This is a genomic window from Streptomyces sp. NPDC001904 (genome assembly GCF_040297005.1).
In the GTDB taxonomy this organism is placed as follows: domain Bacteria; phylum Actinomycetota; class Actinomycetes; order Streptomycetales; family Streptomycetaceae; genus Streptomyces.
The window spans coordinates 175,836-197,279 of record NZ_JBEOYI010000014.1; the positions used below are offsets into that span (position 1 = coordinate 175,836).

Genomic DNA, 21,444 nt, shown 5'->3' on the forward strand with positions numbered 1-21,444 from the left:
ACGTTGCTGCGCGCCGGGACGCCGCCCACATCCGTCTTGTGCCGTCCCCGACGTCCCCGCCGTATCACCGCAGGTCACAGAACATGCGGCCGGGACGGCAAGACGGATGCGATCCGTCCGTGGCCACCGAACCTCAGCACCCGCCGCCCGTGCGTGCCCCGGGGCGCTCCGACGCCGCCAGGACGGAACATCGACCCTTCTGCCGTACCGGCCCTGACCTGCGCTTGCAACGGCCGGGACGGCAAAGACGGACCACGCCACAACCCCAGGAGAACCCCGCTTGACCACCCTCTCCACACCCACCCGCCGGGACCATCGCCCTGACGAAGGACGGCCGATGACGACCAAGCAGGCTGCCGAGCGGTACGCGCTCATCGCGGCCGGAGTCGTCATCGTGGCGCTCACCGCCGGCGGATTCTGGCTGTCGTACGCGCATCTCGCAGAGGTCGCCGGACAGCACGGCCTCAAGAACTCCCCAGTCCGTCAGTGGGCCTGGCCCGCGACCCTGGACGCCTTCATCGTCGCGGGTGAACTCCTCATGCTCCGCGCGGGTCTGCGCCGCGTTGCCGACGGCTGGGCTATCGCCCTCACCGCCACCGGATCGATCGGATCCATCGCCCTCAACGTGGCCGGGGTCAACGGCACAGGCAACGCCGGCGCCGTGCCTCTCCTCGACTACGTGGTCGCCGCGGTTCCCCCGACAGCCGCGCTGCTGGCCTTCGGCGTCCTGATGCGGCAGATCCATCAGCTCGTCGCCGACCCACCCGACGCCACCGAACGCCACAACGGTCTCCCGCAGCCAGCCGGTCTCGACGTGGCGGACGGTCAGGCCGACGTGGCTCGGGGTTCTGCCGAGGTGGCGCAGGGCGCCACTATGACGGAAACCCCGCAGTCTTCCGCCGAGCCGGAAGACCAGAAGCCCAGCGCTGTGTCCGACGAGTACCTCGCGATTGCCCGTACCGCGCCACTGGGACGCGGAGACCGTGCCTCGCGCCGCCACATCGAAGCGACGATCCGTGGCAAGGGCCTTCCGATCGGCAGGGCCGACGCGGAAAAGCTCAAGGACGTCCTGCAAGCCGAACTCGATGAGGCCACCTCTCAGCGGCAGGACGACCTCGGCAAGGCCCCCGCTGGCGCTCCCTGAGCCCCGGCCCTCCCATCGCTCCGGCGCAACGCGCATCGCTCGTCCCCGCGCAAATCCGCGGGGACGAGCGACCGCACCGCAACGAGTCAACCCGACACCGCCGCTCCACCCGTCCTCGCCCTGACAGGTATGGGACGAGGACGACCGGTCACTGACTGGCCATCAACACCCAATGGAGAGCCAGCTCATGCACAACCAGTACCACGAACCCCCTTCGCACCAGCAGGAGATGACGACCACCCCAGCCACCAGTGCGCCAGCAAGGTATCCCGCTGGACCGTCCAAGGGCGGCCGCAACGGGGAAGTCTCCGCCCCGGGGGTGGCGGAGGACCTCGGGCGCCAGGGGGCACCCGAGGAGGAACAGTCCCCCGACACCGCCGCCGCCCAGCTGCCGCGCGCCGCCGAAGCCGCCGCGCTGCACCGTGTCGCCCGACGTCGCAAGCCTGACCCGAACGGCCAGCGCAAGGAGCGTGTCGACGCCCGCTACAGCGTCGACGAGAAGAACGAGATCCGCGCCATGGCGCGGTCGCTGAACATCGCCGGCGCCCACTATGTCGGCGCTGTCGTCATGGCTCACGTCCAGGGCGACCTCGGCCTGCCCGGCCAGCGGACCCCGCTCGACGACTACATCGACGAACTGACGGCCCTGCGGGGCGAGGTCGCCAAGATCGGCCACAACATCAACCAGATCGCCAAGAAGCTGAACTCCGGCGGCCATCCACAGCCTGGGGATACCGCCGTCCTGGCCCAGGGCGAACGCACCCTGACCGCGGTCGGCGCCACCGTCCGCCACATCGCCACAGCCGCGAACGAGGCTGTCTCCAAGAAGGCGGCCCGATGATCGCGAAGATCCGCAGCGGCAAGGAGACCGCCGGACTGATCCGGTATCTGTTCGACCCGAAGAAGGCCAAGGACCACACCGACCCCCATCTGGTCGCCTCCTGGGACGGCTTCGCCCCCGACCCCGGCCGCGCCGACGACTTCGATGCCACCAGGAGCCTCCTCGTGGCTGACCTGGACCTGCACGTCAAGCAGGCCCGGCGGCTGGGCCGCGCTCCCGAGCAGCACGTGTGGCATTGCTCGATCCGCGCTGCCGAAAGTGACCGCATCCTCAGCGACGAGGAGTGGGCCGACAGCGCCCGCCGCGTCGTGACGGCCACCGGCATAGCACCGCAAGGCGATTCGGACGGCTGCCGCTGGGTCGCCGTCCGTCACGCCCCCGACCACATCCACATCGCCGCCACCAAGGTCCGGGCGGATCTACGCACCGCACGCCACTGGAACGACTACCACACCGCCGACCGCGAACTTGCCGCCATCGAGAAGGAATACGGTCTGCTCCAAGTCGTACGCGGTGACCGCACCGCCGCGAAGCGGACCACCCGTGCCGAGCAGGAGAAGGCCCGCCGCGCCGGCCAGGAGAAGCCCGCCCGCGAACGGCTGCGCACCACCGTGCGCACCGACGTGGCCGCCGCCACCAGTGTCGAGGAGTTCGTCCACCTGCTCAACCACCTCGACGGCGTGCTCGTCGAGGTCGTCCACTTCCCCTCGGGTGACGTGCGCGGCTACAAGGTCGCCAGCGAAGACACCACCACCGCCGACCACGAGCCCATCTGGTTCTCCGGCTCCGAACTCGCCCCGGACCTCTCCTTCCCCAAGATCCAAAAACGCCTGGAGAGCATCGACCCACAGCCCGCTGACAAGCCAGGCCGGCGCAGGCCCAACCCCTTCCACCAGGCCACCGCTGCTGCCGAACGCATCCCCCACCACCTCGACCAGACGGACGACGAAGCCTCCCAGGCCCACCTCGCCGTCTTCGGCGAAGCCCTCGACGCCCTCCCCCTCCTCGCCCCCCAGCCCCTGCGTCCCCAACTCCGAGAGGCGGCGACCGCGTTCGAGCGTGCCACCCGCTCTCGCATCCGGGCCGAACACCACCACGCCCGCGCCCTGCGCGGCGCCGTACGCGCCATGCTCCGCGAGCCCGCCCCCAAGGACGGCGCCGCCCTGGCCGTGTTCCTCGACGCCGCAATCCTCGTAGTCGTTGCCGCTGTCCGCTGGCACCAGCTCCGTCACCACGACCAGCAGGTCGCCGCCGCCCAACAGACACTGCTCCACCTCCAGGCCGCCTACGACCAAGCCGCAGTCGCACCCCTGGCCGCCCTCGCGCAGCGCCAGCCACCCCAGCAGGCCGTGGAACGGCAGATCCGCCGCCTACGCCAGGCCGTGCCCGAGCACGCGGAGCAGATCATCGAAGACCCCGCTTTCGCGGCTCTCACCACCGCCCTCGTCGAGGCAGAAGCAGCCGGACACGACCCGGAACAGCTCCTCCAGCAGGCCGCCGACCAGCGCGCCCTGAACGACGCCCGCCGCCCCGCACGAGTCCTGGCCTGGCGCATCCAACGCCTCAGCGAAAGGCCGGCACTCAGCGCACAGGCCCGTGCAGCACAGGCCCACAGCCCAGCCTGGGCCGACAGCGCAGTACAGCGCCCCGACGCTTCACAGCACACGGCAGCAGCCGCCCCGGCCCCGCAACCGTCACAGGCACGGCGGCGCTGATCACGATCTCAGCTGCGGACGCTGACGCACTGGCAGACACCAGGACAAGGCACCGCAGCACGAAGCCGGGCTCCCCAACTGGGAGGCCCGGCTTCACCGCGTGGGAGGCCCTGGAACTGCTGGAGCGTCCAGGAACCGGTCGAATATGCTCTCCGACAGCACCCGGCGCAGCACCAGTGCACTGGAACTGAGGGAATCGGCGAACACGGCGACAAAGTCATGCGCGCCGGCGCCTAACGACGCCGACAGGGAGGTCACAAGGCTGCCTGCGCCTTGTCGAGCGCCCTCTCCAGGTTGGCATCCACAAGTCCCGGCGCCCCCGAGACGAGCACAAGGACGTTGCCGATCCGGATCGCCGTCTGCTTGACGACGCTGCGCTGCCCACCGATCGAGTAGGTGAGCAGCTGGCTCCACTGCTCGTCGCCCAGGTCAGGGGCGGGCGTCACCTGCGTGCCCACGGTGACGACGGTGCTGCCCGACACCACCTGGTACGTGGGGCAGGAGACCATCGCATCGAAGATCTCCCCAATGCCCTTGGACAACTTCGCCGCAGTGTCGCTGTACAACTCCTCGGCCAGCTCGGAGTTGCTGCCACCAGCGTAGGCGAAGGACGCCTTCGCCTTGCGGGGGAAGGCGAGGCTTGTGCCGGTCGCGGCGTCGCCGCCGAGCTTCTCCAGCGCCGGGCAGCTCACGGTCACGTCGTCGTGGGCCGCCGCGCGCTGCGGAATGCGGGTGTAGTCCCCGCCGAGGTCGCTCTCGTCCAAGAGCAGCTTCGCCAGCGCAGTCGAAGACAACGGAGCGAGCGCCAATACACTCTCGCCGTCCGGGTGCACCGGGACGGTCGGGGAGGACATCGGGCCGGAGGAGGCGGCGCTGCCATGGGAACAGCCCGCCAGGGCGAAGATGGCGAGGGCGCTGAGGCCGCGGACGGTCGTGGCGTGAAGGCGCATAGGAAACCCCTTTGTGGCCTGTTGTGGCCTGCGAAATGGACGGTCTGACCAGGCCGGCCCTCCGGGCGCCGGCAGTACGAAGGGGCAGGGGTTTCGGGAGGTCAATGGCCGAGGTGGCGCAGGCCCTCTTCGAGAGTGGGGTGGAACCGGTCGACGGGACCGGAGTTGCGGTTGAACCAGACCGCATCCAGGCCGGGCTCCTTCGTCTCGTGGCCGGCCCGGCAGCGCAGCCATATGGAGTCGTCGCGCATGCAGAAGACGATCCAGTCCCGGTACATGCCGCACTCGGGGCATGTACGGACCTCGCCGTTGACGACGAGCGGCTGCAGCCAGCGCATCATCACTCCGGCCACCTCCTGGCGCGCCGGCACCCGCAGCTCCGGCGGCAGGAAGTCGGGCACAACCGCTTCCCCTGCGGCGGGGGCCTGCGGGGTCGGCTCGGGGAAGCTGGGCCACGGCTGCGTGGCCTGCAGCCGCAGGAGCAGTGCTTGGCCCGCCTGTTGGGCTTCACGGAACGCGCGGTCCTCGCGAGCACGTCGGAACCAGAACAAGGCTCTCTCCTTCTCTGTCATCTGGCGGGCGTGGGGGCACGCCTCGTCTGACCTGCTACCACTCGGGAGATTGGCGACGAGCCGCTTACGAGAGCGGCTTCTCTGGGCGGGCGCTGTTAGCTGCGGCGGACCACGGTGAGCCGCCCTTCGGCGCTCGCGGGGACGGTTCGGCGGGGCACCGGAGCCGGTGAGGCGAGCGAGGCGACGAACGCCGCCACCAGCTCATGGGGGACGCTGGTGCTGAAGCTGGCACACCACAAATAGGGGGCGCTGACAATGGGTTCCGCCCATGCCTGCCAGCCCACCAGGTCGGGGCGCGGGTCGGCGTCCTGGATGAGCGGCGGCAGCATCTCCAAGGAGACGCTGCAGGAGAAGCCGGGATCCGTGGCGGTGGTGCGGGGGCGGTCCACATCGCGGATCCAGCCCCGGGCACTCAGGGCGTTGAGGACCGTCTCCGACCCCTCGGAGCCGAGGTCGGGCGCCTCGCGGGCGTCGATCGCCACGAGGAGATCGGTGATCACCTCGTACGGGACGCCGGCCGTGAAGTACGCGTTCCACGCCGGCACCACGGAGGTGGCATCCGGACGGGCGCTCAGCTGCCAGGCAACCGGGAGACCGCCCAGTTCGAACGGGTAGGCCGAGTGGATCCATTCGGCGCCGCGCAGCGCGTCTGGGCCGACGTACAGCAGGGTGTAACGGGAGGTAGGCCACATGCGCCAGCCGAGGCCAGCCAGGGTGTCACCGATCCGTTCGGCGAGGGCCCCGTCGTCACCCGCCAGATGGCGTGGGGTGACCCAGTACACCGGGTCCGGCGAGTCGGGATCGGAGGGTTCGCTGGGGTGGTGCGGGTGCAGGGGCGCCTCCGTGGGATCGGGGGAAGGATGTCCGTCAGGGGGTTGTACGTTGGCATGATTTGCAGCAGCACACCAGCCCTTGCGGGATCTTTCCCGTCTGCCCCCGGCGAACTTCCGGTTGACAGCGCAGTTAACTCGGGCTTGGTGACGGTGTTGCCAAGCAGACAGTCGGGCCGAAGGGCCGCATCACGCATGGGTCGGACGACGGGTGCATGAACAGCGCTGGATCTCGCTGCATGTGTGGGATCAGCCCGACCGGGGCGGGACGGCGCGTGTGCTCGTCGGCACGGACGACTGCGAGGAAGGGTGGGCGAGGTGACTCAGCGCAATCACGCGGTGAAGCGGCAGACCTGGTGCTCGTCTGGAAGATCCTCAGCTTCCGCGGATTGCTGACGGCGTCCCCGAGATCTTGGAGAATGTCACCCAGCTCAAGCTCTGCCTGACCTGGGGCCCGGCATGAGCAACATCGGTCTGGATGACCTTCCGGGCCACCGGACGGGATCAGGGGTGGGCACGTGGATCGACACGAGAAGAAGCGGCTTCGCGACTACATCGGTGAGCATCTGGACGTCTCCAGCACGCGTCTGACGGACGACGAGGCGACGTTCCTGAGCGACTTCCTCGACGAGTACGACGAGACCTACAAGGGCCGCACGGAGACCCGCACCACGAGCCGTGACGGCTGGAGCTCCGACGGGAAATACACACGTCGCGAGACGTTCACCGATACGTTCACCGACGACGTCGGCGTCCGCCAGGACTACGAGTACCAGGACGACGACGGGCAGAGCGGGTCGTCCACGAATGTGATCACGGACGCCCGAGGGATCCTGAACTGGTTTAGAGACCGCACCTAAGCGGTCAACTCCTCCACGGCATCGCCCGCCATCAGCGCCTCTCCTGGCCCGCAGTCCTACCCGCCCGGGAACCTACTATTTGCCACCGAAAAGCCACGGCGTGGGCCTGCGGCGAACCCGTTCTTATTGCTGGCGTCGCGAAGTGCAGAAGCAGAAGGTGAGTCAAAACCCCTGCCCCGTGGCCTGATCGCGCGGCTGGCGGGTCGCATCGAGCGCAAGCAGAACGGCGCCGACTCACGATGGTGAGTCGGCGCCGCGCCTGATCTCAGACGTCGATGCGGGCGACCTTACGGCCGACCTTGAGGTACAGCTCGGCACCTTCGAGTGCCCCAACCTCGCTCACGACCTCACCGAGCGTCTGCTGCACGGACGCCTCGGTGAGCGGCGTAGGTGCCTGCTCTCCGTCCGCCTCAAGGATCAGACGGAGGCCCTTCTGCTGAGCCACGCGGCGCACCGCGGAGATGCTGGGAGCGAAGTCCAGCGTGCGGCTGATCAGCGCCCCGAGGGTGTCCTCGGCGTGGTCCTTCAGAGAGATGACGGGGAGGTTCTGGGTGTCCGCGAAAGAGCGCTTCGAGAAGCGCGCCGTGAACTCCGCGCGAGCGGCGGCAGCAGCGTCCAGGCCGTGGAGGGCGGCCACCACCTCGCCGGCGAGGATGCGCTTGATCGCCATCGGGTGAGCGGTCCCCTCCTCCAGGCGCTTGGTGACCACGCGGATCTCGTCGTCCGTCCACTCGGTGAGCAACTGGAGGTACGGCCCGGTCAGGTGGTCGGGGATGGACATCAGCCGGCCGTAGACGTCATCAGGCGACGCCGTCAGGCCCACGTAGTTGCCCTTGCTCTTGCTCATCTTGGTGCCCGTGCCGTCGGTGCCCTCGATGAGCGGGGTGGTGATGACGACCTCGGGGTCCTGCTCCGAGATCTCCATGACCTTGCGGCACATCTGGAGGTTCAACAGCTGGTCCACACCGCCGAGTTCGACATCGGCGTCGATGGCCACGGAGTCCCAGGCCATGACGACGGAGTAGACGAACTCGGCGACGGACAGCCCATGGCCATCGGCCAGCCGGGTGCGGAAGTCCTCGCGCTGGAGCGACATGGAGACCGGCACCCGGGCAAGAACCCCGACGAGCTCCGGCAGGGTGACCTTGTTCAGCCACTCGCCGTTGAAGCGCAGGTCGGCACGCTCGAAGTCGATGAACGGCGTGACCTGCTGCTGGTAGCCGCTCAGGTTCCGGGCGATGTCCTCGTCGGTGAGGGGCGGTCGGTCCGAGGACCGTCCCGACGGGTCACCGATCTTGGCCGTGACGTCACCGATGATGAAGACGACGTGGTGACCCATCCGCTGGAACCGGCTGGCGATGATGATCGGTACCGCGTGGCCCAGGTGGACGTCGGGCGAGGTCGGGTCGATGCCGTACTTGACGACGAACGGGCGTCCGGCGGCCTGCGCGGCTTCGATCTTCCCGGCGAGCACCGCGGCGGAAGGGATCAGGTGGTTCGCACGTCCCTCGACCAGTGCGGCCTGCTCCTCGGGGGAGAGGTCGGAGAGGTCCAGGGAGCGCCGTGCCGTTGTCTCGCTGAGCAGCTGCGCGGCCGTATAGTCCGCGCCCAGGTCCGCTCCATCGAGGATGTGCATGACACGGGTGACAGACTCGCTCAAACGGCTCATGGCGCTTATACGCTCCTGGGTCGGACAACTGGCCTGACCAGTAGGGATTGGAAGCGGCGATTTTATCATCGCCACCCCCGTCGCATCACCGAAATGATCACGGTTCAGTCCGCTCTCCCTGGGCCGTCGAGAGCTGTACCAGCGGCCGGCCCACGATCGCACTGGAGAGGGAGCGGAGCCACGGGGCTATTGGGTCTCGGGCTCGGAGCGTGGCGATGAGCATCCCCGGAAGCAAGATCATGGCGAATAGGTGCTTCTTTCGCTGCAGGGCGGATTCCACCTTGTGCCCAGAAGCGAGTGCGCGGAAATGCTGGCAGATCCCCCTGAGCTGGCGAGTGGTCGCCCAGGTGGGAGGGTTCCCATCCATCATGCGGAGCCGATCCGAGAGTCCCAGACACACCTCGGCCCGATAATCCTGCGACAGGCCGGGCGTACTTCGGTCGGTCATGCTGTGCGAGTGGACCCGATAGAAGGTCAACGGGTCCTGGAGGGCGGCACCGCGGCCGGCCTCGCGCAGCGCGTGGAAGAAGATCTCGTTGGTCACCGGCAGGAGGCTGAGGGCAGCCTCGCGATGGACCACCAACGTGCTTGTGTTTCCGCCCGGGTGCGGATCTTTCAGCTTGGGGTTTCCGTTTGAGTCGACGACGTTTTCCCAGTGCTCGAGGAACAGCGTTTCACCCGTCATCGCCTCGGCGCACGTACGGAGCTTCGATGGGTGGAACCAGTCATCGGCGTCGAGCGGAGCCACCCAGTCGCCTGTGCTGAGGAGAAAAGCGTCGGTCAAGGTTTGGCCGAAACCTTGCTGGCTCCTCCGGATGACCTTGACGTTCTTTTCGTGGCGACGGCATACCTCCTCAGTTTCGTCGTTGGATCCGTCGTCGATGACGATGATTTCGTGAAGGACGAAGTTTCCAGGCTCCTGTTCCAGACAGCTTGTTATGGCCTGGTCGAGATATCGGCCGTAGTTGTGGCACAGGATCACGCACGAAATACGCGGAGGGGCGCTCACCGGTCACCCCCGTACACGCGGGCGTAGTCGCCCAGGATCGTCCTGTGTTCCTGGGTCCTGTAGTCGAGGAACTCGCGGTCGAGCCGGCGGGGCCTGGAGCCGAGCCGTGCTGCCGCTTTCTCCAGCGCGGTCAGGAACTTCTCTCCGAAGAGGTTGGGATGCCCCTGCGACCAATCGAACCATTCGGGTTCCTCGACGAGCCCCTTGTGCCGCTCGTACTGCTCGGGCAAGTGCCCTGTGAGGGAGCAGACCGGAAGCAGGTTCAGGTCGAAGGCCAGTTCCAGCTGCCCGGAGTGACTCCCCCAGAGGTACGGCAGCAGCAGGGAGTCCGAAGCCAGCCCGGCTCTGACCACTTCGTCGTCCGTGGGATACGGGCGCATGGTGAGGCGGATGCGGGGATCGTGCCGGGCCGTCTCCAGGAGCAGCGGGGCACGGCTGGCCTCAGCGAAGTCTGCGGGGCTGAACGCGCGCAGGAGGACGTGGAGCGTGCTGTGGGGATCCGTGATCCCCAGGCTCCAGTTGGCCGTAGTGGACAACTGGTCCCGGCTGGCCCGGGAGGCACCGAACATGAGGTACCTGGCCCCCGGGCCCCTCGCCTCGCGCTCCAGGTCAGCAAGCGACTCCGGGGCAGCGACGTATCCGTGGGGGATGACCGTTGCAGTGACCCGCTCGCCGAGGACCTCCGTCAGCTTCGTGACGGATCCCTCAGTGAGACAGACCCAGCTGACCTCGGCAGACCGGAGCAGCCGCAGCCGCTTTACGAAGCCTTCGTCGTTGCCGACCATGGGCCGGGTGTCATGGGCGGTGAAGACCACGTTGACCCCGTAGCCCAGGCACGCGTCGAGCAGGCGCTCCAGGGTGGCGATGTCCTCGAAGTCGATGTGGTGCAGGTGCAGGACGTCGAGCCACGTGAGAGGGCCGTGTTCGAGGAGCCATGCGGCGCTGACCGCCTCTGGCACAGTCTCGCCCGTTGGAATCTCTGTCCCGTTCAGGATGTGGAAGTCAGGGCTCTGGAGCTTCCACGCGTACGGGGTACGAGCCGGCAGGTGAACGACACGCAGGCCCCTGGACCGGGGAACCGCCGTCACTGTTCTCCCACCTCCGTCCCTCCCACGCCGACGAGGAGCAGCTGGGTGGACAGACCGTTGGAGGCGTCGTCGCTTCGGGTGAGGCCCGCGTAGTGAATCTCGAATCCGGACGCCCGCAGCAGCGCCTGGAACTCGTCGCTTGCCCACTCCCGCACATGGCTGGGGTTGCGCGGCGGTCCAGGGGTGTCGTAGCCGCTGCGGCACTCACGGGCCGGTGTGGACAGGACGGCAGCGGCGCTGCCCTCCTGCAGCAGGGCCAGGATGAGGGACAGGGCCGGGGCCGGGTCCACCAGGTGCTCGATCACGTCGGAGCAGATCACCACGGACCGGCGAACGAGGTCCGGGTCGAGCGGCAGCCGCTCTGCCGATTCGAGGTCCGCCTCCACCCACTGTCCGAAGGGGTGGTTATCGTGGCACCAGCGCAGGTTGTCTCCGAAGTCCACGCCGACGAAGGTCCAGTCGGGGTGCTCGGCGGCGAGCGAGGCCAGCTTGCCTGCCTGGCCGCAGCCGATGTCGATCACGACGTCACGGCCGAGCTCCTTGGCCCGTTCGGCGGCGTAGGGGTACACGTCGGGCTGCCAGGTGACGGTGTCGTCCGTCTCGTCAAGGAAGTACTCGACCTCGTTCCGGCTGCGGTAGCCGCGGCGAATGAAGAAGGTCTCGGGGCCGCCTATCGGCTGCGAGGACTCGGAGAGGGCCGGGGGCTGCGGGGCATCGGGGCCGGTCGGGGGCTGTGATGTGGTCGTGGTGTCCGCGTGCACAGTCAGACTCCTTGCTTGCTCGGGTGTGTGGTGCGGCAGAGGGCACACGGCCTGCTACGGCCGCGGGTTCGGCGCTCCCTCGGAGGGGGCCTGCTACTTCGGCCAGCAGGAGAACAGCGTGATCAGCCGCTCGACGAGCTCCTCGCGAATCACACGCCACTCCCGGTCTCCGGCGCGTCGCGCGACGGAGGCGCGGTCGTACTCCGCCTGGCCGACCTCGGGCAGACACGCGTACATCTGGAGCAGGGCCGACCCGTCGTCGGAGGGTGCCGAGTCAGTGTCCGCCGCCAGCAGGGCCCTGATGTCCTCGGCGGGCATGGAGCCGTCGATTCCGGAGCCGGGGATGCTCTTACTCATCTTCGGCAGGCCCCCGAGGCCCGGGATCATCTTGGTGTAGATGCCGGCCAGCCGGTCTGCGGGCAGACCCCAGCGTTCCGCCCCGCGCCGGGCGAGGGCGACGTACTTGTGCTCGTCGACGCCCAGGGACACCAGCACGTGCCGTCCTTCGCGCAGCAGGTGCACGAAGTCAGCGGCCATCAGCAACGTGGCCTGCTTCATGCCGTAGTTGAGGTGGTCGAAGACGCCGTGGTTGCGGTAGAGCCCGGCGAGGTCCTCCTCGGCCCACTGGAAGTCGTCGTCGTCCAGATGGCGCGAGAGCAGGAACGCGGTGGCCATGACATCGGTCTCGCCCTCCTGCCGACGCAGTGCACCGCGCCCCGGGTCGAAGCCGAGCCCAAGCGCGAACTCCTCGTACTGGTCGGCCAGGCGGCGCACCGCGTCCAACGGCGTGCGACGAGCGTTGTAGGAGTCGAGGTCACCGAGCACGATCTGCACGTCGAGCCCGCACTGCTGGAGCTTGACCGCGCGCAGCAACTGGAAGAGGGTGCCGGCGTGCGGCGGGCCGCCGAGTCCGACGCCAGTGGTGACGATCGCTGGCTGGCCCCCAGAGACGGCGTCCGCGAACTCCCGCGCACCGGTGTGGCACACCCACTTCGTGTGCAGGTCGCCGGGGCTCATCCCCGCGAGGGCGAAGTCGATGGTGCCGAGGCCAAGGTGCTCGTACTGGTGCTGGTCGATGACGCTCTCGTAGTACGCGGTGTCGAACTTCATGCGATTCCCTCCAACTGAGGCTGCTCTCGTAGGGCGAAGGCTCGGCGGACCAGCGGCTCGAAGCCGTCGGCCAGCAGGTCCCCGATCACGGCGTTGCGAGGTGCGGCGACGCTGCCGAGGTCCGCGGTGACCGTTCCGTCGGCGAGGACCCAGACGCGGAACGGGTACGGGTCCTCGGGCGCCCGTGTGGGCTGGGCGAAGATCTGCACCGGGGCGACGGCGTCGCGCACCCCGTCCACGGCCCGGACGAAGTCATCACGCTCGAAGCCGTAGAGCTCCGCCTTGCCCGCGCTGGCACGGCCGATGGGCCTGTACTGGGAGATCAGCCAGTACTCGACCTCCGTGCGGTCAGCGATGCCGGTGACGAACTCCGCGAGCCGCGGCAGCTCCCGCACGGACGCGGCCGTGGTGAACGTGTTGAAGGCGAGTCGGCGCCGGTCGGCGACGAGGAACTCGACGTTGGACCGGAACCGTTCGAAGTACCCCTGCCCGCGGAACCAGTCGGCCGAGTCCGCCTCCGGACCATCGATGGCCAGGGAGTAGAGGATCACGTGGTCGCGCACCCCCGCGTAACGGTCGCTCAGGAGCAGCCCGTTGGTGTGGAGATTGGTTTCGAAGCCGGCTTCCCGTGCGTGCCGGAGGGCGACCTCCAGGTGGTTGTCGTAGGGCATCACGGGGTCGCCGCCGGTGAACACGACCCGGTGGGCTTCGGACTCGATGCGGACCTGGTCGATGACCCTCCGGACGGTGTCCGGGTCCGTCTTGACCCGGTTGCGCTCCCGGTAGCAGAACCGGCACACACCCGGTGAGGCGCTGGTCGGTGCCAGGTCCCAGGCGTTGCAGTCGGTATTGAGGACCAGGTGAACGATCGCGAGTTCGTCGTGCGTCAGCATGGGGCCTTCTCCTTGTTGCCAGGGCTAACCAGGAGGGCTGTCGGGGTGACGTGCCGCAGGAGCGAGCGGAGCTTGTCCGGGGCACCGCCGGTGAGGCGTACGAACTGCTGCAGCGTGTCCAGACCCGCGCCGGCGTCGATGATCGTGAGTGCCGTGTCGATGCCGGATTGGACGGTGGGCACCGCCTCGGACATCACCATGAGCAATGCCGCGTTGAGGGCGACCGCGTTCCGCGCCTGACTGGTGTCATGGCCTGCCAGTACGCGTATCGCGGCGGCGACGTTCTCCCGAGGGTCCTCGTGATGGGTGACGGACATCAGGTCCTGTGGCATCGAGGACGCGCCCTTGCGTACCTCGTCGTTGAAGGTCAGGTCCTCGTCGCCGGCGTTGATGCGGCAGGCTCGCACGGTGCTTCCGGGGATCAGTTCGTCGACCTGGACCGCCTTGCCGAGGCTGGAGTTGATGACCGTCACGTCGGGCAGGCCGAGTCTGGAGAGCAGCCGGGCGGAAGCGCCGACCGCGGGGTGCGAGAGGCCGTACACGTAGGCGGTGCAGGTGACCGGGCTGAGGAGGGCGGGGAACGCCAGGCTGAGGGCGTGCACGGCCTGGAACCTGCCGCCGTAGCGACGGTCGAACTCGGGCACGCGGTTCTCGATGGAGAAGAACCCGAAGCCGGTCTCCGCCGTGATGTCGACCATCTCCTGGTGCGGCACCGTGTCGCTCGTCGCGCCCACGAGGTCGATGAAGTCGCGGGACCCGGTCTTCGACGACGCACTGCGCGATCCGAGCTTGGCGACGTGTGCTCCCCCGCTGGCCGCCACCAGCGCGGCGGCGGTACTGAGGTTGATCGTCTTGAAGGTCTTCTTCCCGCTGCCCGTGTAGCCGACGAACCGCATGCCCTCCGGCGGCTGGTGGAAGTCCCAGTTGCTTCGGTCCAGGGATGTCGCGGCCTGGACAGCGGCCTCGACCTCCTCCAACCGTGGCCCCCGCAGGAGCAGTCCCGTCAGGACGCTTCCCAGCATCACGTCGCGCGTGTGGCCCTCCGGTAAGGCGAGGATGCGCGTGATCCCGTCGTGGACGTCCTGGGGTGGAATGTCGGCAGGTGAGTTGATCTTGTGGGCCAGCAATGGCGTTGTGACCGCCATGGCGTGAGCTCCTTCCGTCACGTGTCGGATGTGAGCAGGACCTTGAAGGGGCGATGGCGGGCTTCGTTGTTCAGGGCCGCCAGTGCCTGCGGCAGTTCGCCGAGGGGAAATCGGTCTCGGGTCATGAGGGCGGCCCAGTCGCCGCCCTTGGCGATGACGTCGATGGCGTCTCGGAAGTCGTCGTGGCCGTCCGCGCGGCAGTACGAGAAGGAGCCGCGCAGGGTGATCGAGCGACGGAAGACATCCCGCAGGGGGACCGAGAGAACGACGCGGGGCGCGTAGGCGTTCTGGACGAGAACCGTTCCGCCGTCACGAACAGCCTTCAGCGCCTGGCGTATGGGGGCGTCGCTGTGACCAGACGCGGCGTCCACGACGGCGTCGCACGCCGGCAGCTCGGCAGAGTGGAGAGTGATGTGCCGGTCGAGGACGTAGCGCAGTTGATGCGATCGCGAGGGTTCCCTGACCAGCATGTGCACGTCCCACATCGCCTCTGCCGCGCAGATGGCCGTGCACACCGCAAGGACGCCGCCCCCGATGATGCCGAGCCGCCCCATGGGCACACTTAGCCCGCAGCGGACTCCGTGCAGGGCGACCGCCATCGGATCGGCGAGGACTCCGTGCGCGGGATCGGGCAGGTGGCGAAGCGGGACGATGCTGTCGCGGGGCGCCCGTACGCAGCCGGCGAGACCTCCGGGAAGATCCCACCCGATGCGCTGGAGTCGTGGGCAGAGGTGGACATGGCCGCGGTCGCAGTAGTGGCACGAGCGGCAGGAGACCAGCGGGTCGATTGCGACCCAGTCACCTGTCTCCGTGTCGACACCGACGATCTCGTGCCCGGGGTACCACGGTTCCGGCAACTGTCCTTGCCAAGGGTGATTGAGCTTCGCGACGTCGCTTCCGCACAATCCCGTGAAGCGTGTCTCGACGAGCGTCGTGTCGCGTGCCGAGGGCATGGCGACCGGAGCGGGGAGTCGGCAGAGGACTCCGTTCTCAACTGCCCACGTGTACGGGCCGGTCATCGCTGCCCCCATCTCTCCAGCAAGGTGGGGAGAGCTTCCACGTCGGGTATCGCCCTGCCGGACCAAGCGGTCTCGCCGAACGCGAGGCCACTCGGCCCGCCCCGACGCTCCACGCGCACGGCCCGCATGCCGGCCCGCTCTGCGCCAGCAAGCTCGTCACCCCCGCCATCGCCGCAGTAGAGAGCCTGCTGCGGGGCAACACCAAGGTCTCGGAGGACCGCGCGGAAGAGCAGCCGGTCGGGCTTCACCGCACCCGCCCGGCAGCTGAACACGACAGCGTCGAAGTGCGGCGCGAGGTCGCTTGCGCTCCACGCTTCGGCGATGTCCGGAGACGCGTCGCTGAGGACGGCCAGCCTGGTGCCACCGCGCCGAAGCTGCTCCAGCGCCCGCAGGAGAGAGGCATCGGCCTGGAGACGGACGTGGGCGAGCCGGGTCAGGAGCACTTCCAGCTCATTCACACAGGCCGCAGAGGCGTCGCAGCGGGCGACGAGGTGAACCGCCACCTCGGTGGTGGACGCCATCTGCCCGTCGTGCCTCGCCTGCCAACTGTCGGACAGCACCGACTTGGCGACCGCCGGGGACACGGGCAGGATCGCAGCGAACTGGGCAGCGGCAGCCCTACGCTCGACCACACTCGGGGCTGCGACGAGCGTGCCGAATAGATCGAGTATCACTGCGGTCGGGCGTGGAGCCGGAGCAGCAGAACTCCGCTGCGGTGAAGGGCCAAGCAGTACGTCGCCCACTGGATGTGTGGCGGGCGCGGACAGGCTCGTCAACATGGAGGTGCTCGTCGGCGGATAGCGCATGGTGAGGCTCCATCGGTAGATCGGTGATCTCGTGCAGAACCGAACTCTCCGGCTGGCTGGGCTGCGGCCAGATGACGCCTTCTCGGGCGTCCGACAGACGAGGAAGGAGGACTTGACTGCCACCAGGTCGAGGCCACGCTGAGCCGCCAGGGCCCGGTGAAGCCGTCGGCGCGCTCATAGCCGCAGCCCCGACAACAAGCCGGCGACCGACGCCGTGACGTCCTTCACGAACGGGCCGACGCTGTGGGTCCCGGCGAGATACAGACCGAAAACCGCGCACACGACGGCGTGACCCGCCTTGAGCCCACCTCCGCGGCACAAGAAGACGATCACGATGCCGAGGAGCAGCAGGACAGCAACATCGACAGCCACTGCGGAGCCCCTTCCGATCTCGGACGACTACTGGAGACCGAGGCGGGTACTGGGACGACCGCGTCGGTGTGACCATGACAGCGGCTCGAAGCTGTGCGGAGTATCACAAGCCGTTCCTGAAGCTGCTCATCAGCAGCTCATGGCCGGGCGACCTGACTTTTCAACATCCGCTTACACACGGGTTCATGACAGGCAGACTTAGGCTCCGGATCATGACCAGGGATGGGCAGGCGGTAGGCGCGGTGGGCAAGAGTCGCCCGGGGTGGCGTCCGGACAAGTTGAGACAGCAACGCGAAGCTCACGGCCTGACGCTCGAAGGCGCGGGCGAGCAGCTGCGCGAGGTGGCCCGGGCCGCTGGGCTCACAGTGCCGGCCGCCAACTTTCAGACGCTGTGGCAGCACGAGCAGGGAGAGGTCTATCCCGGACCGCACTACCGTCGCGCGTACTGCCTTCTGTACCGGGCGACCGAGCCCGAGCTCGGCTTTCGCAACGCTCTGCCCGACGAGGCCACGAAGCTCAAGTTCACCGCGTCGAGCGAACCGCAGAACGGCGCCCACGTCCTGGCCGTGGAACGGGCGTTGCATCAGCTGGCACCAAGCGCGGAGGACGCCGACGGCCTGGGCGTCCAGCAGCGAATCCTCGACGCCTGGAAGCGGCGTCACACCGGCGGTGATCCGAACCGGCCGACACTGATGATGGTCGGCGGCTACGCGGGCAGCGGGAAGTCGGAATTCGCCCGCTTCGTATCGCAACTCACTGGATGGCCCGTCCTCGACAAGGACCCGATCACGCGCCCGCTCGTCGAGCGCCTCCTCGTCGAGATGGGCAGCGAGCCCAACGACCGGCACACCGACCTCTACCGGGAGAAGGTCCGCCCGCTGGAGTACCAGTGCCTGCTGGAGACCGCGTACGCGAACGTCGACTGCGCGATCAGCACCGTCCTCTCCGCGCCCTTCATCGCCGAGACCACAGACCCTCGGTGGATGCGGCGCCTGATCAACCGCTGCGAAGCGCGTGGCGTCACCGTGGCTGTCGTCTGGATTCAGTGCGACCTCGACACGATGCACGAGTACATCAGCTTCCGGTCCGCCGCCCGCGACAGCTGGAAACTCCAGAACTGGGACACGTACGCTGCCGGGATCGATCTTGAGCTGCGGCCCGTCGTGCCGCACTTGGTTGTCGACAACCGTCTCGGCTCCGCGATATCGCTCACGGACCAGGTGCGCCAGGTCTTCGGGACGGTGTTCCAGTGAGGCAGGGCATCCTGCTGTACGGGCCGCCGGCGGCGGGCAAGGACACGATCACGGCGGCGCTCACTGAACTCGACGCGCGGTACGTGCCGTTCACCCGGCTGAAGATCGGGACCGGGAAGACCAAGGGCTACCGGATGGGCACAGCGGAGCAGCTGGCGGGCCTGGAGGCACGCGGTGAGGCCATCTACCGCAACGACCGGTACGGCAACATCTACGTCGTCGACCGCCCCGGCCTCGACCAGGCCATGGAGGGCGGCAAGACCCCCGTCGTCCACCTCGGCCAGATGGCAGGGATGGAGCAGGTGACCGCCCTCTACCCCGCGCGCTGGGTGCGCGTTCTGCTGTGGTGCTCCAAGGAGACCACCGCTCGACGCTCACCACAGCGGGGTGACATCGACACAGCGGCCCGGCTGGCCGCGTGGGACGCCACTCAGGCCGATCTTGTGGCTCACCCGCGAGCCCAGTGGGAACTGCGCGTGGAGACGGACGCGACGGCACCCCGTGAAACCGCACAGAGGATCGACGACATCGTCCGCACCACGCCACGTCGTTCCTGACGGCCAGGACGTCAGCGCCCCAACGGATGCAACCTGCTCAACTCGGGTTGTCCGCGTCCCGCTCAAGACGCAGTGCTTCCAGGGCCTCAGTGATATCCAGCCGCTCGTCTCTGTTCTCGTCCCACCGGGCAAGCGTCGCGGCTGCCGCGTGCATAAGGGAGTCCGGCAGCCCGGCGTCGGCGACAAGGGCCGCCGCGTCCTCAAGCTCTGGGCCCCAACGCCAGGCTCGGGAAGCGGTCTTGGGGATGTAGTCGGTCTCCACGAGGTAGCTGCGGGTGCGCTTGGCCGCGATCACCAGCAGCTCGTCCGCGACCCCGTACGTGTCCGCCGCCCCGTAGGCCACGGCAGCCAGCACTCGGGAGACCTTCTGGTAGCTGGAGTACGCGAGCTTGAGTGCGGAGGCTTTGCCGATGCTGTCGCCCAGGACGTGGGTCCGCACATCGGTACCGGCGAAAAGTTCGGCGATCCGGTCGGCCTGCTCGACGGCGCCGGAAAGGTAGAGCGTCGGGGACTTGTCGTCCACCGGAGGCGAACCGACCACCGCGGCATCGATGACCGGCATCGGGGCCAGGCGGTCGGCGATACTCACCACGCGCGACGGAGAGACGGCGTTCGCGTCGACATAGATCGTGCCCGCTTCGGACATGCCGAGCTCGGCTACCTGACCGGCGGTCTCCTCCGCTGCGGCGGGAGGGCATAAGGAGAGCAGCACATCGGAGCGGGAGACAAGCTCGGGCAGCGCCGCGGCTTCGAGGCCCGCGCGCTCCGCCCGGCAGCGGGTTGTGTCGCTGCGTCCGTCGGGGCACCACAGCACGAAGTGGCCGCTCGCGCGCAGCTGGGCGCCGAAGGCGGATCCCATTCTGCCGGGGTGCAACAGCCCAATGGTGCTCGTCATGCCGCGGTCCTTGTGTGGTCGACGGAGTGCAAAACCAGCAGGTCGATGGCGGCGCGTGCATGCGGCACAACATGGTCCGGCCCGGGCTCGTCCGGCGGCCAGGAACGGCCGTTGCCGATCCAGATGGTGCGCAGTCCTGCGGAGCGTCCTCCGCCGATGTCGGTGACCGGGTTGTCCCCAACCATCCAGCCACCGTCGCCCAGTACGGTGCCGCAGCGGGCCGCCGCCAGGGCGAAGTGCCGAGTCTGCGGCTTGCGCGCGTCAGCCTCTTCGGAGACGAAGACGCCGTCCACGCGCTCGGAGATACCGGTGGCCCGCAGCTTGGCGCGCTGGATGTTCACCGCACCGTTGGTCGCCACCCCCACCCGCCAGCCAGCCGCACGCAACTCCTCCAAGCCGTCGAGGACGTCGGCCTGGCACGACACCAAGGCCGCGATGTTGGTGCAGTACGTGTGCCACAACTCCGCAGTCGACATGGGCAGTCGGTACCGAGTGCGGATCACGTCAAAGGTGGACGGATAGGCTCGCTGAGCTACCAGGCCCAGAACGTACGTTTGCTCCTCGTCCTCCAGGCCGTGCCGGGTCGTGAACTCGGCGGCCCAGACAGCGAGCGCTTCCCACCGGTCAACGAGGGTGTTGTCGAGATCGAAGAGAACCAGAGGCGGCGGCACATCCCGCACCCTAATGCGCGCCGGTCAGCTGTGTGCTCGGGGCCGAGAAGGCGGGGGCCGAGCCTCCTTCCCGCTGCGCTCTGCGCCGCACACCGTTCCTGCATGCTGCCAGCCATACGGTCACCCCGAGGCTGGCCCAGGACCATCAGGCAAACCCTCCCCGGTCAGTACCCTGTCGGCCTCGACGAGGTACCACGAGTCAGAGTGGCTGGCGAGTCTCGGCGGGCGAGGCTCTTACCGCCCAGAATTTTCTACATGGAGGCGGGCGTGAGGTTGTAGACCGCGGCCGCAGTTCCCCGACTGCTGCAGTGCAGGGAACCATGGATCAGTTCAAGGCGTCGCCCGTACCGTTGGAAGCATCAGCTCCGTCGCTGGTGTACCAGGAGGGAGGAAGAGGCACAGGGGTGTGCTGGAACGAACAATCCAATGACGCCTTTAATGCGCGGTGACCGGCAACCCGATCGCCGCGTGTGATGAGGCGCTGCTCCCAGCGCGCTGACCATCGTCCACCCCTACCTCTGAAGGCCATGAACGCATTCGACCGTTGGTACAAGGGGCTCAGCAGCTTCAACCGGGACCTCGTCCTGCAGCACTTCTGTGCAGAGGCTCCAGTTCCGCTGGGCGAACTTGCTTCTCAGCATGCCCTTCTTCGGGAGACTGCGCGGCAGTGCCGAAACTTCCTCATGGACGAGTTCAACCGCAGTGTCGAGGGGGATTCGATACTTCGTGCCTGGATAGAGCACGCGGAGCTTGACCTGGGGAAACCTTGCCTCGTCAGTTCGTTTCTGAACCGCCACGCCTGGCTTGGCGAGAACATTGGGGACAGGCTTACCGTCCTCCGCCTGTTCACCGGCATGCGCTGGCTGGACGCGACTACCTCCGCGTCCCCGACCGGACAGTGGATCTTCATGGATGATCTGGAAGAGTGCGGCGCCGCCACGGTGAGAGCCCTTGATCTTGACGTCGACGAGTTGATGAGCCTGTCGACAGCCTCCGCTCTTCTCGACGCACGCCAGGTTCCTGTCCCCAGCGATCTCGATACCCTGCGTCAGTGGCTGATCCACTGCGGTCTTGACTTTGAGGGCAACCAGATCTCGTTGACTCGCTCCAAGCCCCAGCCGACTGAGACCACTGTCGTCTCTGGCGGGCTGTCCGAGCTCGTCGACGTGTTGTCCGCCCTCCTGCTAGGAAATAAAAACGACGAGAGCATTCTTACTCTCGGTGACGTTCTTGGTGAGGCGGAGACGGCGGACGGGGAGCTTGGAGTGGTCTCGCGCATGCTCC

General features: G+C 67.9%; 22 protein-coding genes. 7 read left to right on the top strand and 15 right to left on the bottom strand.

Going from position 1 to position 21,444, the window contains the following annotated elements; all coding sequences use genetic code 11:
* The first annotated feature begins 280 nt into the window (after positions 1-280).
* The 3 genes from ABT127_RS23105 (at position 281) to ABT127_RS23115 (ending at position 3,700) form a co-directional block, all read left to right on the top strand.
* Positions 281-1,144 carry a DUF2637 domain-containing protein gene (locus ABT127_RS23105; protein ID WP_502971763.1) on the top strand — a complete coding sequence of 288 codons (864 nt, stop codon included), beginning with the start codon at positions 281-283 and terminating at the stop codon, positions 1,142-1,144.
* A gap of 187 nt (positions 1,145-1,331) precedes the next feature.
* Positions 1,332-1,985, top strand: coding sequence for a MobC family plasmid mobilization relaxosome protein (locus ABT127_RS23110; RefSeq protein WP_351453199.1), 654 nt, complete (start codon positions 1,332-1,334; stop codon positions 1,983-1,985).
* Positions 1,982-3,700, top strand: coding sequence for a relaxase/mobilization nuclease domain-containing protein (locus tag ABT127_RS23115; protein ID WP_351453135.1), 1,719 nt, complete (start codon positions 1,982-1,984; stop codon positions 3,698-3,700). Before ABT127_RS23110 ends, ABT127_RS23115 begins: the two co-directional genes overlap by 4 nt.
* A 254-nt stretch (positions 3,701-3,954) precedes the next feature.
* On the opposite strand, the gene ABT127_RS23120 is transcribed toward ABT127_RS23115, so the two are convergent.
* The 3 genes from ABT127_RS23120 to ABT127_RS23130 form a co-directional block, all read right to left on the bottom strand.
* Complete coding sequence (locus ABT127_RS23120; RefSeq protein WP_351453138.1) at positions 3,955-4,650, bottom strand: hypothetical protein; 696 nt, start codon at positions 4,648-4,650, stop codon at positions 3,955-3,957.
* A gap of 101 nt (positions 4,651-4,751) precedes the next feature.
* On the bottom strand, positions 4,752-5,201 hold the full coding sequence (locus ABT127_RS23125) for a hypothetical protein (RefSeq protein ID WP_351453140.1): 450 nt from the start codon (positions 5,199-5,201) through the stop codon (positions 4,752-4,754).
* A gap of 116 nt (positions 5,202-5,317) precedes the next feature.
* Positions 5,318-6,004: an SPDY domain-containing protein gene (locus tag ABT127_RS23130; RefSeq protein ID WP_351453142.1), complete on the bottom strand. Its 687-nt coding sequence runs from the start codon at positions 6,002-6,004 to the stop codon at positions 5,318-5,320.
* Between the two features lie 566 nt (positions 6,005-6,570).
* Between ABT127_RS23130 and ABT127_RS23135 the strand changes: the two genes are divergently transcribed.
* Positions 6,571-6,912 carry a hypothetical protein gene (locus tag ABT127_RS23135; RefSeq protein WP_351453144.1) on the top strand — a complete coding sequence of 114 codons (342 nt, stop codon included), beginning with the start codon at positions 6,571-6,573 and terminating at the stop codon, positions 6,910-6,912.
* 265 nt (positions 6,913-7,177) lie between these two features.
* Here the strand turns inward: ABT127_RS23135 and tyrS are convergent, their stop codons facing one another.
* The 10 genes from tyrS to ABT127_RS23185 form a co-directional block, all read right to left on the bottom strand.
* Positions 7,178-8,581 carry a tyrosine--tRNA ligase gene (gene tyrS, locus ABT127_RS23140; protein WP_351453147.1) on the bottom strand — a complete coding sequence of 468 codons (1,404 nt, stop codon included), beginning with the start codon at positions 8,579-8,581 and terminating at the stop codon, positions 7,178-7,180.
* Between the two features lie 97 nt (positions 8,582-8,678).
* The gene (locus ABT127_RS23145; RefSeq protein ID WP_351453150.1) at positions 8,679-9,590 is read right to left on the bottom strand and encodes a glycosyltransferase family 2 protein; all 912 of its coding nucleotides are present in this window, start codon (positions 9,588-9,590) and stop codon (positions 8,679-8,681) included.
* The gene (locus ABT127_RS23150) at positions 9,587-10,678 is read right to left on the bottom strand and encodes a hypothetical protein (RefSeq protein ID WP_351453152.1); all 1,092 of its coding nucleotides are present in this window, start codon (positions 10,676-10,678) and stop codon (positions 9,587-9,589) included. The genes ABT127_RS23145 and ABT127_RS23150 overlap by 4 nt, the downstream gene beginning before the upstream one ends.
* The gene (locus tag ABT127_RS23155) at positions 10,675-11,439 is read right to left on the bottom strand and encodes a class I SAM-dependent methyltransferase (RefSeq protein ID WP_351453154.1); all 765 of its coding nucleotides are present in this window, start codon (positions 11,437-11,439) and stop codon (positions 10,675-10,677) included. Before ABT127_RS23155 ends, ABT127_RS23150 begins: the two co-directional genes overlap by 4 nt.
* A gap of 93 nt (positions 11,440-11,532) precedes the next feature.
* Positions 11,533-12,549: a hypothetical protein gene (locus ABT127_RS23160; RefSeq protein ID WP_351453157.1), complete on the bottom strand. Its 1,017-nt coding sequence runs from the start codon at positions 12,547-12,549 to the stop codon at positions 11,533-11,535.
* Positions 12,546-13,442, bottom strand: coding sequence for a radical SAM protein (locus ABT127_RS23165; RefSeq protein ID WP_351453159.1), 897 nt, complete (start codon positions 13,440-13,442; stop codon positions 12,546-12,548). The genes ABT127_RS23160 and ABT127_RS23165 overlap by 4 nt, the downstream gene beginning before the upstream one ends.
* Positions 13,436-14,587: a hypothetical protein gene (locus tag ABT127_RS23170; RefSeq protein WP_351453161.1), complete on the bottom strand. Its 1,152-nt coding sequence runs from the start codon at positions 14,585-14,587 to the stop codon at positions 13,436-13,438. The genes ABT127_RS23165 and ABT127_RS23170 overlap by 7 nt, the downstream gene beginning before the upstream one ends.
* Before the next feature lie 17 nt (positions 14,588-14,604).
* A complete protein-coding gene (locus ABT127_RS23175; protein ID WP_351453163.1) occupies positions 14,605-15,618 on the bottom strand; it encodes a zinc-dependent alcohol dehydrogenase in 1,014 nt (337 codons plus the stop codon).
* Positions 15,603-16,412, bottom strand: coding sequence for an HAD family hydrolase (locus tag ABT127_RS23180; protein WP_351453165.1), 810 nt, complete (start codon positions 16,410-16,412; stop codon positions 15,603-15,605). Before ABT127_RS23180 ends, ABT127_RS23175 begins: the two co-directional genes overlap by 16 nt.
* Before the next feature lie 174 nt (positions 16,413-16,586).
* The gene (locus tag ABT127_RS23185; protein WP_030588493.1) at positions 16,587-16,784 is read right to left on the bottom strand and encodes a hypothetical protein; all 198 of its coding nucleotides are present in this window, start codon (positions 16,782-16,784) and stop codon (positions 16,587-16,589) included.
* Positions 16,785-16,996: 212 nt separating this feature from the next.
* On the opposite strand from ABT127_RS23185, the gene ABT127_RS23190 reads away from it, so the two are divergent.
* Positions 16,997-18,037: an AAA family ATPase gene (locus ABT127_RS23190; protein WP_031037661.1), complete on the top strand. Its 1,041-nt coding sequence runs from the start codon at positions 16,997-16,999 to the stop codon at positions 18,035-18,037.
* The gene (locus tag ABT127_RS23195) at positions 18,034-18,594 is read left to right on the top strand and encodes a phosphotransferase-like protein (protein WP_351453168.1); all 561 of its coding nucleotides are present in this window, start codon (positions 18,034-18,036) and stop codon (positions 18,592-18,594) included. Before ABT127_RS23190 ends, ABT127_RS23195 begins: the two co-directional genes overlap by 4 nt.
* Before the next feature lie 37 nt (positions 18,595-18,631).
* Here ABT127_RS23195 and ABT127_RS23200 read toward each other — a convergent pair whose 3' ends face one another.
* Positions 18,632-19,489, bottom strand: coding sequence for an NAD(P)-dependent oxidoreductase (locus ABT127_RS23200; protein ID WP_351453170.1), 858 nt, complete (start codon positions 19,487-19,489; stop codon positions 18,632-18,634).
* On the bottom strand, positions 19,486-20,160 hold the full coding sequence (locus ABT127_RS23205; protein WP_351453173.1) for an HAD family hydrolase: 675 nt from the start codon (positions 20,158-20,160) through the stop codon (positions 19,486-19,488). The genes ABT127_RS23200 and ABT127_RS23205 overlap by 4 nt, the downstream gene beginning before the upstream one ends.
* A gap of 527 nt (positions 20,161-20,687) precedes the next feature.
* Between ABT127_RS23205 and ABT127_RS23210 the strand changes: the two genes are divergently transcribed.
* The coding region (locus ABT127_RS23210; protein WP_351453176.1) for a hypothetical protein at positions 20,688-21,444 on the top strand (757 nt) is incomplete at its 3' end.